This window comes from Serratia sp. 1D1416 (assembly GCF_003641105.1).
GTDB classification, from domain to species: domain Bacteria; phylum Pseudomonadota; class Gammaproteobacteria; order Enterobacterales; family Enterobacteriaceae; genus Serratia; species Serratia ficaria.
The window spans coordinates 3,119,979-3,134,489 of record NZ_CP032738.1; the positions used below are offsets into that span (position 1 = coordinate 3,119,979).

Here is a 14,511-nt window from a genome sequence, read left to right on the forward strand (position 1 = left end):
CCATCGTTCAAACTGCAGGTAACAACGCCGCAACGCTAAGGCTATGGGGTATAAATGTACCGCTTAAGCCGGCAGCGAGATCGCCTGATCGAAACTGTTTGGCGTCGCCATGCGCCACATGCGGGCGTAAAAGTCGCTTTCAATCTCCTTTTGCAGCAGCGCGCCGGGTTCCAGGTAATAGTAGATATCGGCGTAGACCTTGATTTCGGTCGAGGTGATGCGGCGCAGCATATGGTGCGACGTCAGCTGCTCGGGGCGGCTGACGCCGGCCGCCGCCAGCATTTCCGCCAGCGCTTTTACCGTGTTTTGATGGAAATGGTAAACGCGCTCGGCCTTGTTCGGCACCACCAGCGCCTTTTGCCGCAGCGGATCCTGCGTGGCGACGCCGGTCGGGCAGTGGTTGGTGTGGCAGCTCTGCGACTGGATGCAGCCGACGGCGAACATAAAGCCGCGCGCCGAGTTCACCCAGTCGGCGCCCAGCACCAGCACGCTGGCGATGTCGAAGGCGCTGATGATCTTGCCGCTGGCGCCGATCTTGATCTGGTCGCGCAGCCCGCAGCCCACCAGGGTGTTGTGCACGAACAGCAGCCCTTCGCGCAGCGGCATGCCCATATAGTTCGACAGCTCGAGCGGCGCGGCGCCGGTGCCGCCCTCCTTGCCGTCCACCACGATGAAGTCCGGCAGAATGCGGGTATGCAGCATCGCCTTGACGATGGCGACAAACTCCCAGGGATGGCCGATACACAGCTTGAAGCCGACGGGCTTACCCTCCGACAGTTCACGCAGTTGCTGAATGAAATGCATCATTTCCACCGGGGTGGTGAAAGCGCTGTGCGAGGCCGGGGAAATACAGTCTTCGCCCTGCGGCACTCCGCGGGTGGCGGCGATTTCCGCGTCCACCTTTTTCGCCGGCAGGATGCCGCCATGGCCCGGTTTGGCGCCCTGGCTAAGTTTTATCTCAATCATCTTCACCTGCGGGCTGCGCGCCTGTTCGGCAAAGCGCCGGGGATCGAAATGCCCGTCGGCGGTGCGGCAGCCAAAGTAGCCGCTGCCCAGCTCCCAGACCAGATCGCCGCCGTTTTCACGGTGATAGCGGCTGATGCTGCCCTCGCCGGTGTCGTGGTAGAAATTGCCCTTGGCCGCGCCGAGATTGAGGGCGCGGATGGCGTTGGCGGACAAGGCGCCGAAGCTCATGGCCGAAATATTGAAAATGGACGCCGAGTAGGGCTGCGTGCAGGCCGGGCCGCCGATGGCGACGCGGAAGCTGGTGGGATCGGAAACCTCTACCGGCCGCATGGAGTGGCCGATGCACTCGTAGCCGGTTTGATAAACGTCCAGCAGGGTGCCGAACGGCTTGTCGCCCATCTCGTTTTTGGCGCGGCGATAGACCAGGGTGCGCTGAGTGCGCGAAAACGGGATTTGCTCATTGTCCTGTTCCAGAAAATACTGGCGCAGCTCGGGGCGGATAAACTCGAAGAAGAAGCGCAGGCGGCCGATGATCGGGTAGTTACGGCAAATCGCGTGGCGTTGCTGGGTAAGATCGTAAATGCCCAGCGCGCTCAAACAGCCGAAAACGAGGGCCGGCAGCAAAAACCACGGGTGGTTTAACATCAGCGCTAATGAAACCAGGGTAAGCAAAATGCTCACGACGAAGCAGGTATAACGGCTGAATAATGATGACTTCATAACATCTCCTGATGTTTTTTTTGATCCAGACGACATGACTCACGGAAGATCCGTGGGCAAATCTTAATCAACGGGAGGTGGATGTTATGTGGCTGTTGCTGCTAGATCGCTTATTGTTACATTAATTTAACCTGGCGGCCGAGAAAAGGTTGCCGCGCGGCGAACCGCGCAACAATCTGGCCAGGGGGTTATTTGCCGGCGACGAAGATCGCGCTCATGTTGCGCAGCCGCAGCTTTTTCATCGCGCTGTATTTCTGTGAAAAGATGGTCTTGGGGTGCGTGCCGCGCTTTTCCGCAATATGCAGCAGGCTATCGCCGCGCAGCAGGTTAAAGATAACGTCGCTCTCCGCCGGGCTGAGTTCGCGGGTTTTCTGCACCTTGATCCCGCCGGGCTCTTTGCTCTCCAGCAGCCGCTGTATTTTTTCCTGCAGCGAATAAAGCGGGATGCGCGTTGACACCAGCTCCACGGAAATGCCCAGGATCGACAGCAGTTTCACCACCCGCTCATCGTCATAAAACACCAGAATGCGCGTTTTGGTGTTGTATTGCTGGTGCAGGGACACCAGGCTTTCAATCACGTTGACGCTCTGCTCCAGATTTTGCGAGGTAAAGATCAGCGCAATATCATGCTTGATGATCTTCTCCGCCTTGGCGCCGCCGTGCATGAAATCGGAAAACAGGCGAATGTCGTAAGGACCGTAATGTTTTTTCAGCAGCACTGAAAGGCCGACATAGCTGTACTTACACTCACTAATCACCAGAACATTGTTTTTAGACATAATGGCAAACACCATACTGAGTTAAAAGTATTCGGCTGTAAGAAGCGAGTTCAAATCCATGATGCTGGATTCCTTCCACAGCTTTCCCTGCAGTGCGTAATATGGCATTTCGTCCAGCCATTTCTTATGTTCGGGAGTTTCAACTCCTTCGATGATTACCTTGTAATGATTAAGGTAAAAAAAACGCAATAAAGCGCGCATTAAACCCTCACCGCCGGACTTTTTCATAAAGTCCCACAACAAAAAACGGTCGAGCTTAACGAAGCGGAACTGACTGTTGTACAACGCGGAAAAACCCGCATAGCCAGAACCAAAATCATCGAGCCAAAATGAATAACTATTCAATGAGGGATCGCCATGGACGCGGTCCTTCACCAGCCGGGTTGAGTTCTCGCTGATTTCGAAGTGAATACAGCGCATGGCATTAATTCTTTCGGCAAAGCCGTTATTGGCCAGGGATTTCAACGAGTGATCGTCCACATTCAATGTGGCTATCACCTGGTTTTCATAAAACCAGTGTTTATATTTTTCGATCAGAGTGACCTGATCCAACAAAATCTCAATCCGGGTGTCGCTATCGGCGTGGCGAAAGAATTGTTCTGGAGAAAAATGCGCATACTGGCTATTAAACGTAAAGCGAGATAAGCATTCAACGGCCAGCAATTGTCCGGATTTTGCGAACATAGGCTGAAAAACATAATTAATGCCGTTATTTTTCTCTCTAAAAGAACCGCTCATTTCCCAATCCTTGGATTGATATTTAACTTGTTGATTTTTGTGTGTAAAAAGAAAGTTACTCCGCTGTTTATTGGTAAATTTCTTATTTAGCGCGCCGAAATGGCCGAATGGCTCATGACGACCATTTAACGCGTGATTTGTGCCAAAGTCCAAACGGTTCTATATGTTACATATTGTAAATAATCAGGATAATACCCTAATTTTCATGCCTTAATGCCAAATGATGAACTCTTAAGCTTTCCCAAACACAGATTATTCCTATTCATTTGAATCGTCAACATCGATCGATAGGTATTTGTTGATAGTTTATTCCTATCAAGAGGGGGCTTATGAATGTTTTAAACGATTTAACAATAAGAATATGCTTAGTCTATATTTCGTCCCGCAATGGGTTCATCGAAGCAACACTCCTTTTCAGCAAGGAGTGCTATCGCTGAGTGTATGCTCAGTGCCGGCAACATATATATAAGCCCGGCACTGAATCGATTATTTTATTGTTCTATGGAGCTGGAAATGAAAAAAGTATTATTGCCTTTGGCTGCACTGGTATTGTCTGCAACTGCTTCCAACGCAATGGCTGCAAGCGGCAACGTTAAATTCACCGGTGAAATTGTTCAGTCTACCTGTAAAGTTGTTGATAAAGACCAGAATAAAGAAGTTTACCTGGGTAAATATCCTACTACCGCATTCCCAACGTCTGGTTCTACCAGCGGCGCTAAAGCTTTCGATATTAGCCTGGAAAAATGCGAAGCAGGCAACTACACCCTGCGTTTCGACGGTAACACCCCGGCCGGTCACCCAGAGCTGCTGGCGGTAACCGGCGGCGCTAACGGCGTTGGCGTTGAAATCCTGGATAACAACGGCGCAACGCTGCCAATCTCTCAGGAAGTGGCTACCCCAGCTACCGTGACCGTTGCTGCCGATGGCGACAACCCAGGTGCTGCGACGTTCAACCTGCGCGCTCGCTACAAATCTTACCAGGATCTGGTCACTGCTGGTCAGGCAAACTCTAACGCTACCTTCACCATCGAATACAAATAATTCGCTGGCAGGATAGATAGAGTTATTGGCCATGGACGGCTAAATTTTGAGAGTTGAGATATTCCGATGAAAAAAATTCTTTCTTGTATTTTATTCGCGTTTTCCGTAAATGCCTTTGCCGGCATTCAGGTCGATGCAACGCGTGTAATTTATAACAGCGCAAGTAAATCAGCATCGCTCTCAATCAGCAATGACAGCGACGACACCTATATGGTGCAAACCTGGCTGGATACCGGCGATTCAAGCCAGATGCCAAAGAATTTACCGATCGTGGTTACGCCTCCCATTTTAAAACTGGCTGCCAAGAAAGACGCCATTCTGCGTTTTATCTATTCCGGCAGCGGTTTGCCGCAGGACAGAGAATCTCTGCTCTGGGTCAACGTACAGGAAATTCCGCCAACGCCTAAGCAGGACAACGTGCTGCAGGTGGCGATCCGTACCCGCATCAAGCTGTTTTACCGCCCTGAAGCGCTGAAGGCCAACCTGCAACAGCAGGCGGAAGCGCTGAAGTGGCAGCGTCAGGGCGGCAATCTGGTGGTGACCAATAACGGCCCGCTGTACGTCACGCTGGGCGTGTTGACGCTGAAAAGCGGCGGCAAGAGCTGGAAAGTGAACGCCGATATGGTGAGCCCGCACGATAGCCTGCGCATTTCCCTGCCGCAGGGGGCGCAGTCGGCCAATAGCATGTCGTTCACCTATATCAACGACTACGGCGGCCACACCGAGATTAAGAACGTCGCATTGAACTGATTGAAGCACTTCAAGGAATGAAAGAAATGGCACATAAAAAAATAACGACCCTCACGCCAAAACGTTTGGGCAGGCTGATTAATGGTGTAATTTATTTTTCTGCCGTGCCATTTTCATTCTCACATCTGGCGATGGCGGAGGAACGGTTCAATACCTCCTTCATCCACGGCGATGACAACGTCGCTCAGGTGGCCGCGTTGGCCAGCGGCGACGATATTCTGCCGGGCAAATATCCGTTTGATATTTACCTCAACGGCCAGCGCATCGATCACCGCGATATCGAATTTAAAAAAGACGCCAAAGACGCCCCGGTGGCGCCTTGCCTGACGGCGCAGGATTATCAGGATTACGGCGTCAAGCTGCCTGGCGATCTCGCGACCGCCGGCGCCGCGCAATGCTACGCTTTGCCGCAGCAAATCTCGGGCGCCAAGCTGAGCTATGACGCCGCCATCCAGCGGATGGATCTGGAAGTGCCGCAGGTCTTCCTGGTGCCGCGCCCGCAGGGCGCCATTTCGCCGAAGGTCTATGACCGCGGGATCAACGCCGGCTTCGTCAATTACAATTTCAGCGGCAACCACAACCGCTACGGCAACAACCAGAACGACAAAACCTCCGATTACTACTTCCTGAGTCTGAACAGCGGCCTTAACCTGGGCGACTGGCGCCTGCGCAATAACTCGACGCTGAATCGGCAGTCGGGCGCGGGCTCTCATTGGAACAATATTTCCAGCTGGGCGGAGACCGATCTCGTTTCCCTGCGCAGCCGTCTGGTGATCGGCCAGACCAATACCAACAACAACGTATTCGACAGCATCCAGTTCCGCGGCGTGCAGATGTCCAGCGCCAACGACATGCTGCCGGAAAGCCAGCGCGGGTATGCGCCGGTGGTGCGCGGCGTGGCGTCGACCAACGCCCGCGTCGAGATCCGCCAAAACGGCTACACCATCTACAGCACCAACGTGCCGCCGGGCCCGTTCGCGCTGACGGATATTTTCCCCAGCACCCTGAGCGGCAACCTGAACGTGACGGTGATCGAGGCCAACGGTTCGCGCACCACGTTTGTCGTGCCGTTCTCTTCGGTGCCGAACATGCTGCGTGAAGGGATTTGGGACTATCAGCTGACCGCCGGTAAATATCACGACGGCACCAGCCGTTATCAGCCGAAATTTATGCAGGGCACGCTGTCGCACGGCATGGCCTATGACATCACGCCTTATGGCGGCGTGCTGGTGGCGGAAAACTACCGCTCGGCGGTGTTGGGCCTCGGCAAAAACCTCGGCGTCTGGGGCGCGGTTTCCTTTGATATGTCGTATTCCGATACCAATCTGGTCAACGGCGACGACAAGCAGGGGGAGAGTTTCCGCTTCCTGTACTCCAAGTCGCTCAACGACTGGGGCACTGAATTCCAGATCGCCGGCTACCGTTACTCGACCTCCGGCTACTATGATTTTTCGGACGCCGTGGCGGAGCGCGATCGCTATGAGAATGGCTACTACCGCAATGATTACTACGACGAAAACGATCGCAATCTCGGCGTGCCGGATTGGGCGGAATCGCGTCGCCGTACCTATTACACCAGCCGTTTCAACAACAAGCGCCAGCGCGTAGAGCTGTCTATCAACCAGCGCATCGCCGGCAGCTCAACGCTGTACGCCAACCTCAGCAACCAGTCTTACTGGGGCGGCTCCGGCCAGGATCGCACGGTGCAGACCGGCTTTAACAGCAGCTACAAGAACATCAGCTACGGCGTGTTCTACCAGGACAGCCGCAGCAACTACGGCTACAAGGACCGCAGCGTCAACCTGACCGTGTCGATTCCGTTCAGCTTCTTCAGCCGCGATTCGTCCGATATGACCGCCAGCTTCAACGCCGGCCACAGCAAACAGAGCGGCAACACCTACAGCGCCGGCCTGAGCGGCACCGCGCTGGATGACAACCGTCTGAACTATGCGCTGCAGAGCGGGCACGATCGCTACTCCGGCCAGACGACCTCGGCCAACGTCGGCTATCAGGGCAGCATGGGGACGGTCAACGCCGGTTACAGCTACAGCAACGATTACCAGCAGTCTTCACTCGGCGTGGCGGGCGGCATTGTGGCGCACGCCGGCGGCGTAACGCTGACCCAGCCGCTGCAGAATACCTTCGTGCTGGTAGAGGCCAAGGACGCCAGGGGCGTTCGACTGGAAAACCAGCCGGGCGTGGCCATCGACCGTTTCGGCTATGCGGTGATGACTTCCGCATCGCCTTATCGCCATAACCGCGTGGCGCTGCGCACCGAAGACATCGGCAACGGCCTGGATATCCCGATGGCGGCCAGGGACGTGGTGCCGACCTATGGCGCGATCGCCCGCGTCAAGTTTGAAACGCACACCGGCCAGAGCCTGCTGGTGCACAGCAAAATGGCGGACGGCAGCGTGCCGCCGATCGGCGCCAACGTGTTCAGCGCCGACGGCAAGAACAACGGCACCGTAGGTACCAATGGCGATATTTATATTTCAGGTGCATCCGCAGGCGATCGTCTGCTGGTGAAATGGGGCAGCGACGCGGGCGAAAGCTGCTCGCTGATCGTACCGGAACTGAAATCGGCGACCGAACGGCTGATGGGTTACCAGGAACTCACGCTGACCTGTGGAAAACCCTAAAAGGAATGGTTATGTCTTCTTTGTTAAAGCATAAAAACTTCGGGCTGGCGGCGGGGCTGCTGGTCACGCTGGGGGCTTTCTCCCAGAGCAGCTACGCGCTGTCGTGCAAGCAGAACGGCAATATCCGTCAGGACATCGTGCTGGATAAAGCCATCAAGGTGTCTACCGCCAATACGGCGCCGGGCGCTTTGCTGTGGCGTTCGCAGACCTTCACCTCTTCGTTCCAGTGTACGGATGACTGGAACAACCCGAGAGGCGAAAACGCCTTCCTGTATTGGGATCCTCAGTCGAAAATGAGCAGGATCCACAATTCGATCGAGGTCGGCGTCACCTATAACGGCATTGATATCAAACCGGTCAAGGGCGCGAAGCAGGACGTCGGCCCCGGCACCGAGTGCCGCCGCTCCGGCAGCCGCTGTTTGTCCCCGGCCAAATCGCTGACGGTGACGGTGTCCTACGCCATTTACATCAAGGCGACCGGCAAGGCGCCGCCGGCGGGCGGCAAGATCAACGACAGCAATGCCTATTCGGTATTCCAGGTCGATGGGGTGGGCGGTCTGAACGGGACGCCGAACAGCAACTTTAACGCCTATATTTCCGGGCTGGGCAATATTCAGTTCATTTCCTGCAACCCGAAAATCACCGTGGTGGCCAACAACGGCTCCACCGTGAATTTTGGCACCATTCCGCGCCAGAATGCGGTAGCGGGCAAGATTGAAAAGCAAATGCCGTTCTCGGTAACCGCCAACATGTCGGATCCGACCACCGGTCAGGACTGCCAGGGGGAAACGCTGCAGGCCAGCTTCAGCTCCACCTATCCGGTGCAGGACAACAATCTGATCCTGCCGACCAGCGACAGCGGCTTCGGCATTTTGATTTCGCAGGCGGCGACGCCGAATACGCCGATCCCGATGAACAGCCCGGTCGATCTGGGCCTGGTCAACGGCACCATCGTCGAGAAAAACTTTTTGGCCAGCCTGAAGTGGCTGAACACCAACCCTAAAGTGGGGCCGTTCAGCGCCTCGGCGAATATCGACGTGACCTTTAAATAGGCCGACGATCGCCGATGTAAAAAGGGTTCAGTCCATTCAAGGCTGAACCCTTTTTTTATGCCGCCCGCTTATTTCAACGCAGGCCCATCCAGCTGGTGCAAACGCCGTCCACGGATTTCCCCGCGTACCACAGGTGCACGCCCGGCGATTCGTGACGGTGCCCGTTCAGCGGCGCGATCGGCTGCGGGCGCACTTCCGCCACGTCCCAGCGGGTGGTGCGGCGATAGACCGCCGGCGTTTTGCCGAACTGTTTTTTGAAGGCGCGTGAAAACGACGGCTGGGAATCGAAATGGTATTGCAGGGCGATATCGAGGATTGGCCGCGGGGTAGAGCGCAGGGCCTGCGCCGCCTGCGACAGGCGCCGCTCGCGAATGTAGCTGCCCAACGCATGGCCGGTGGTGCTGCGGAACATGCGCTGCAGGTGCCACTTGGAGTAGCCCGACTTGGCCGCCACGTTGTCCAGCAACAGCGGTTGATCCAGATGAGTTTCAATCCAATCCAGTAAATCGTGAATGATATTGACGCGATCCATTATTTAAGTTCTCCCGCAGAAACGACATTCGGTCACAGAGACTCAGCGTAATTATCCAAGAATGTTCTTTGATAATAGGCCGCGTAATCGGGTTACGCAAGTGTTAACGGGGGGCAAAAAGGGGGCTAAAAATGCTCTTGTCCCGGCAGGGGTATAAAAAAAGGCCGCACGGCGCGGCCTTTTCAGCAGGAAACGAATGGGAAATCAGTGGGTTTCCGGTTTCACTTCGATGTAGTTCAGACCCAGAACGCTGCTGGTGTAGCCGCGGATCTTGTTGGTCATTTCAATATCGCCGTTCAGCTTTTGGCCGTAAGACGGAATGATCTCTTTCAGTTTGCTCTGCCATTCCGGCGTCGCCACTTTATCTTTGAACACTTTTTCCATCAGGTGCAGCATGATTGGCGCCGCGGTGGATGCGCCCGGCGATGCGCCCAGCAGGGCGGCGATGCTGCCGTCTTCGGAGCTGACGACTTCGGTGCCGAACTGCAACACGCCGCCTTTGTCGGCGTCTTTCTTGATGATCTGCACGCGCTGGCCGGCGGTCCACAGCTTCCAGTCTGCCTTTTTGGCTTGCGGGAAATACTCTTGCAGCGCGGCGAAGCGATCGTCGTCGTTCATCATCAGCTGGCCAACCAGGTATTTCACCAGATCGAAGTTATCCAGACCAACGTGGGTCATCGGCATCAGGTTCGAGGTGCTCAGGGAGTGCAGCAGATCGAACAGCGAACCGTTTTTCAGGAACTTGCTGGAGAAGGTGGCGAAAGGTCCGAACAGCAGGACGCGCTTGCCGTCCAGCATGCGGGTGTCCAGATGCGGCACCGACATTGGCGGCGAACCTACGCTGGCCAGGCCATAGACTTTGGCCAGGTGCTGGTTGGCCACTTCAGGGTTGGTGGTCACCAGGAACTGGCCGCCGACCGGGAAGCCGCCGTAGCCGTCCGCTTCCGGAATGCCGGATTTCTGCAGCAGCGTCAGGGAAGCGCCGCCCGCGCCGATGAACACGAACTTGGCGTTAACGGTGGTTTCTTTACCGTCGCGGTTCAGATCGGCAACGGTCACGCTCCAGGTGTTGTCCGCGTTGCGCTTGATGTCGCGCACTTCGTGGCTCAGGTTCAGCTTGAACTTGTCGCTTTTGGTCAGCGCATCGACCAACTGGTGGGTGATCACGCCGAAGTTGACGTCGGTGCCCAGCGGCATGCGGGTCGCGGCGATTTTCTGCGCCGGATCGCGGCCGTTCATCACCAGCGGCGCCCACTGTTTGATCTGGTTGGCGTCTTCCGAGTATTCCATACCGCGGAACAGCGTGCTGTGCTGCAGCGCCGCATAGCGTTTGCGCAGGAAGTCGACGTTGTCGTCACCCCAGACGAAGCTCATGTGCGGCACGCTGTTGATGAAGGATTTCGGATCTTTCAGGACATCGTTCTTCACCTGATAAGACCAGAACTGACGGGAGATTTCGAAAGACTCGTTAACCACTACCGCCTTGCTGATGTCGATGCTGCCATCGGCTTTTTCCGGGGTGTAGTTCATTTCGCTGAAGGCGGAGTGGCCGGTACCTGCGTTGTTCCAGCCGTTGGAGCTCTCTTCCGCCACGCCATTCATGCGCTCGTACATGTCGATGGTCCAGGTTGGCTCCAGCTCATGCAGGTAGGTGCCCAATGTCGCGCTCATGATGCCGCCGCCGATCAATACCACATCAACGGTTTTATTCTCTGCTGCCGCTGCCTGCTGCGATACGCCAAACAGGTTAAGGCAGAAGATCATAACGAGTAATTTTCTCATTTAATCAAATCTCTTGTGTGTAAATTCTACTCATTTGCAGGTGAAAGAATTTATCGGGAGTTACCCTGGTAAATAATAAATAAAGCCAACCGCCCGGCAGGGACCGAGATGCGTGATAATACCTTTTTGTTAATAGGGTTTTTAACGAAAAGTGAACTATTACAGGCTGCCTGGGTACAAATTGATCGGCTCAGGTTACTGACGGGGTATTATTGTTTGCAATAATGTTAAAAACTACTTTTGTAACTAAAAAAATCAAATAAGGTGGGGGATATTAAAATTATTGCGGAAGGAATAAGCCGTGCGCTATTCGCGACGCCGGATAACCGCGATATTTACAGGGGTTAATCGAGCGGGAATTAAAGGATATTCGGCTATCACATAATAATTGCGGATAAATTGCAAATGGCGGGCGGTAACAAAAAGCAAATGGCCGCCGTGGCGGGCGGCCATGGGGAGGTTATTGCGCTTGCCAGACACCGGCGGCGGCGGCGGTATAGGCGCTGAAGTCGCGCGGCGCGCGCCCCAGGCAGCGCTGAACGCCGTCGGTCAATGAAGCGTTGCGCCCATCCAGCACGGTGCCGAACAAATACGCCAGCAACGCCACCCACTCTGCCGGCAGCTGCGCTGCGCGCAGATAAGCGACATACTCGTCGACCGGCACCTGCCGGTAGCGGATCTCACGCCCGCTGGCGGCGGCGACTTCAGCCACCGCCTGGGCAAAGGTCATCAGGCGCGGGCCGGTCAGTTCGTACAGCGTATTTTCGTGGCCGGGGCGGGTGAGGGCGGCAACCGCCGCCTCGGCGATATCATCGGCATCGATAAATGGCTCCGGAATTTCACCGGGCGGCAGGGCGAGCGCGCCGTTCAACAGCTCGTCGAGAATAAAGCTTTCGCTGAAGTTCTGCATAAACCAGCTGGCGCGCAATACCGTCCAGTCTGCACCGCTGCGGGCCACCGCCTGTTCCGCCTGCCGCGCTTCGTCTTCGCCGCGCCCGCTGAGCAGCACGATTTTCTGTACGCCGCCGTCTACCGCCAGACGGCAAAAATGCGCGACCGTTGCCACCGCGCCCGGTGCCGCCAGGTCGGGCTGGTAGCTGAGATAAACCTTTTTCACCCCGCGCAAGGCCGCTTGCCAGCCGGCGCTGTCTTGCCAGTCGAAGGGGATGGCGGCGCCGCGATGCCCGGGGCGCACCGCCATGCCCAGTCGCTGAAGGCGCTCCGCTACGCGACGCCCGGTTTTGCCGGTGGCGCCCAGCACCAGAATAGGTGAGTCTTTTTCGCTGCTGTTCATGTTGCCTCGCTATAATGTGAGTATCACTCATGTTTTGTAAATATGAGAAACCCTCGTATTATTGTCAAGGCGGGTTTTTATGCATGGAGCGATGACGATGAATGACAAGCAAAAAAATATTCTGCCGCTGCGGCGTAAACCCAGCCAAACGCGCAGCCGCGAAAAGGTCAAGCTGATCCTGGATTGCGCGACCGAGCTGATCGCCCGGCAGGGCAGCGACGCGATGCGCATGAGCGAAGTGGCGCAGAAGGCCGGCATTTCCATCGGCGCGCTGTACCAATACTTTCCGGATAAAACCGCCATCGTGCGGGTGCTGGCGCAGCGATACAATCAGGAGGCGCGCGAGTGCATTGAACAGGGCCTGGCTCAGGCGGATTCGCTGCCGCGCCTGGTCGACGCCTTTAATGGCCTGATCGACGAGTACTACGCGCTGTTTATGGCGGAGCCGGTCATGCGCGATATCTGGGCGGCGACCCAGACCAGCCAGGCGCTGCGTGAGGAGGAGGTGGCGGAAAGCCGGCTAAACGGCGCGCTGCTGGCGGCGGCGATAGCGCGTCTGCGGCCGCAGGCGGAGCGTACGGCCATAGAGCAATCGGCCTTTTTGCTGATGCATCTGGGGGAAGCGACGATGCGGCTGGCGGTGAGCACCGGGCCGCAAGAGGGGCGGGCGTTGGTGGACGGCTACAAGCGGATGGCGGCCAAGGTGCTGACCGACGCCTGAACCCTCTCCCTCCCGGGCGGGAAGGAGAGGCGGCGGTGAAACGGCGAGCCTTCCGGCTTACTTGATGCCCATCGCGTCGCGCATGGTGAAGAACAGATCGGTCTGATCGGTCAGGCCGACCACGTTGGCGGCATGCGGGCCGTAGGCCGCCACCCGCAGCTGGGTGCCGGTGTGGCCCTGCGAGCCTTCTTCCGCATTGCCGTAGCTGATAGTCATCGGCGCGCCGTCTTTGGTGGTCAGCGTTTGGGTCAGGCCCGGCGCCTTGGCGTCGACGGCGATTATCTGGCTGGAGTGGGCGTGATCGGCGGTAACGATCACCAGGGTGTTGCCGTCGGCGCGGGCGAAGGCCAGCGCTTTTTGCACCGCTTCGTCCAGATCGACGGTTTCGCCGAACTGGCCGCACGGATTGGCCTCATGGTCCTGCTTGTCGATCGAGGCGCCTTCCACCTGCAGGAAGAAACCGTTCGGGTTGGTTTTCAGCAGGTCGATGGCTTTTTCGGTCATCGCCGCCAGCGTTGGCACGGCGGCGGTGCGCGCCGGGTTGTTCTCGCAGGCGACCGCCGGCTTGTCGATATTGCCGTGGTAAGAGGCTTTCGGTCCCTGCCAGCGCACCGGCATGTTGCCATCGGCAAACAGCCCCAGCAGCGGTTTTTGCTGGTTGGCCAGCGTCACCGCCCGCAGGCCGTCGGCATCGCCGACCCACTGGTAACCCTGAGCGACGGCCTGCTCCTTCAGTGATTTTCCCTGCCATTCGCCGCTTTTCGCTTGCTGATTGAAGGATTTTGCGCCGCCGCCCAGGCTGACGTCGGCACGGGTTTTCAGCAGCTGTTCGGTAATCGAGCCGCGGCCGCCGTTTTCCAGCGCATTGGCGGCGCACTTCTCGCTGGTTTCTTCCGGACCATAGCATTTGCGCGAGGTGACGTGCGACACCTGCGCCGCCGGCGTAGCATCCTGCAGTTCGGCGGTGGAGACGTTGCCGGTAGCCTTGCCGGCCGCTTTGGCGATCTCCAGCAACGTCGGCCGATCTTTGCCGTTTACATCCACCCCGAGCGCGCCGTTATAGGTTTTTACCCCGGTGGACCAGGCGGTGGCGGAGGCGGCGGAGTCGGTAACGTAATTCGGCTTGTGGCTTTTCTTGTCCAGCGAATAGTGGGTGTATTGGCCGGTCAACGGCAGCGCGTCGATACCTTTGAAATAGCCGCCGGCGCCTTCGGCGTAGTTGCGCGCCGAAGTGATTTCGGAATCGCCCATGCCGTCGCCGATCAGTAAAATGACGTTCTTCACCGTTTTATCCGACAGCGAGGCCCTCAGCGCGGCGGTTTGGTCGCCGCTCAGGCGACGGGCGCCGCCCGGTTCGGCGATATTGCCGCGCGCCGCGCGGTCGCTAAGCCCGGCGCCAGGGGCAGGGGCGTCATCGGCGATGGCGGAAGAGCACAGCAGGGCGGATAACACGGCGCCGGCGAGCAGGGAAACAGCAGGTTGCATGAGGGAAAC

Annotated in this window: 12 protein-coding genes; 5 read left to right on the top strand and 7 right to left on the bottom strand. The window is 57.0% G+C overall.

Annotated features, from left to right (window positions below):
• Nucleotides 1-63: 63 nt before the first annotated feature.
• The 3 genes from D7I37_RS15180 to D7I37_RS15190 all read right to left on the bottom strand — a co-directional run bounded on the left by D7I37_RS15180 (nt 64) and on the right by D7I37_RS15190 (nt 3,203).
• Nucleotides 64-1,686, bottom strand: coding sequence for an FMN-binding glutamate synthase family protein (locus tag D7I37_RS15180; RefSeq protein ID WP_061797574.1), 1,623 nt, complete (start codon nt 1,684-1,686; stop codon nt 64-66).
• A 188-nt stretch (nt 1,687-1,874) separates the two neighbouring features.
• Nucleotides 1,875-2,465, bottom strand: coding sequence for a LuxR family transcriptional regulator (locus tag D7I37_RS15185; RefSeq protein ID WP_061797617.1), 591 nt, complete (start codon nt 2,463-2,465; stop codon nt 1,875-1,877).
• 21 nt (nt 2,466-2,486) lie between these two features.
• Nucleotides 2,487-3,203: an EAL domain-containing protein gene (locus D7I37_RS15190; protein ID WP_061797572.1), complete on the bottom strand. Its 717-nt coding sequence runs from the start codon at nt 3,201-3,203 to the stop codon at nt 2,487-2,489.
• Nucleotides 3,204-3,716: 513 nt separating this feature from the next.
• Here D7I37_RS15190 and D7I37_RS15195 point away from each other — a divergent pair.
• From D7I37_RS15195 to D7I37_RS15210, 4 genes are all read left to right on the top strand, one after another.
• Nucleotides 3,717-4,244 carry a fimbrial protein gene (locus D7I37_RS15195; protein WP_061797615.1) on the top strand — a complete coding sequence of 176 codons (528 nt, stop codon included), beginning with the start codon at nt 3,717-3,719 and terminating at the stop codon, nt 4,242-4,244.
• 66 nt (nt 4,245-4,310) lie between these two features.
• Complete coding sequence (locus tag D7I37_RS15200; RefSeq protein WP_061797571.1) at nt 4,311-4,994, top strand: molecular chaperone; 684 nt, start codon at nt 4,311-4,313, stop codon at nt 4,992-4,994.
• A 26-nt stretch (nt 4,995-5,020) separates the two neighbouring features.
• On the top strand, nt 5,021-7,636 hold the full coding sequence (locus D7I37_RS15205; protein WP_061797614.1) for a fimbria/pilus outer membrane usher protein: 2,616 nt from the start codon (nt 5,021-5,023) through the stop codon (nt 7,634-7,636).
• 11 nt (nt 7,637-7,647) lie between these two features.
• Nucleotides 7,648-8,688, top strand: a complete 1,041-nt coding sequence (locus D7I37_RS15210; RefSeq protein ID WP_129543939.1) for a fimbrial protein — start codon at nt 7,648-7,650, stop codon at nt 8,686-8,688.
• A 73-nt stretch (nt 8,689-8,761) separates the two neighbouring features.
• Here the strand turns inward: D7I37_RS15210 and D7I37_RS15215 are convergent, their stop codons facing one another.
• From D7I37_RS15215 to D7I37_RS15225, 3 genes are all read right to left on the bottom strand, one after another.
• Nucleotides 8,762-9,220 carry a helix-turn-helix domain-containing protein gene (locus D7I37_RS15215; protein ID WP_061798385.1) on the bottom strand — a complete coding sequence of 153 codons (459 nt, stop codon included), beginning with the start codon at nt 9,218-9,220 and terminating at the stop codon, nt 8,762-8,764.
• A 204-nt stretch (nt 9,221-9,424) separates the two neighbouring features.
• Complete coding sequence (locus D7I37_RS15220) at nt 9,425-11,002, bottom strand: malate:quinone oxidoreductase (RefSeq protein WP_061798387.1); 1,578 nt, start codon at nt 11,000-11,002, stop codon at nt 9,425-9,427.
• Between the two features lie 460 nt (nt 11,003-11,462).
• On the bottom strand, nt 11,463-12,296 hold the full coding sequence (locus D7I37_RS15225; RefSeq protein WP_095096505.1) for an NAD(P)H-binding protein: 834 nt from the start codon (nt 12,294-12,296) through the stop codon (nt 11,463-11,465).
• Between the two features lie 97 nt (nt 12,297-12,393).
• On the opposite strand from D7I37_RS15225, the gene D7I37_RS15230 reads away from it, so the two are divergent.
• On the top strand, nt 12,394-13,017 hold the full coding sequence (locus D7I37_RS15230) for a TetR/AcrR family transcriptional regulator (protein WP_129543940.1): 624 nt from the start codon (nt 12,394-12,396) through the stop codon (nt 13,015-13,017).
• A 57-nt stretch (nt 13,018-13,074) separates the two neighbouring features.
• Here the strand turns inward: D7I37_RS15230 and phoA are convergent, their stop codons facing one another.
• Nucleotides 13,075-14,502 carry an alkaline phosphatase gene (gene phoA / locus D7I37_RS15235; RefSeq protein ID WP_061798391.1) on the bottom strand — a complete coding sequence of 476 codons (1,428 nt, stop codon included), beginning with the start codon at nt 14,500-14,502 and terminating at the stop codon, nt 13,075-13,077.
• Nucleotides 14,503-14,511 lie beyond the last annotated feature (9 nt).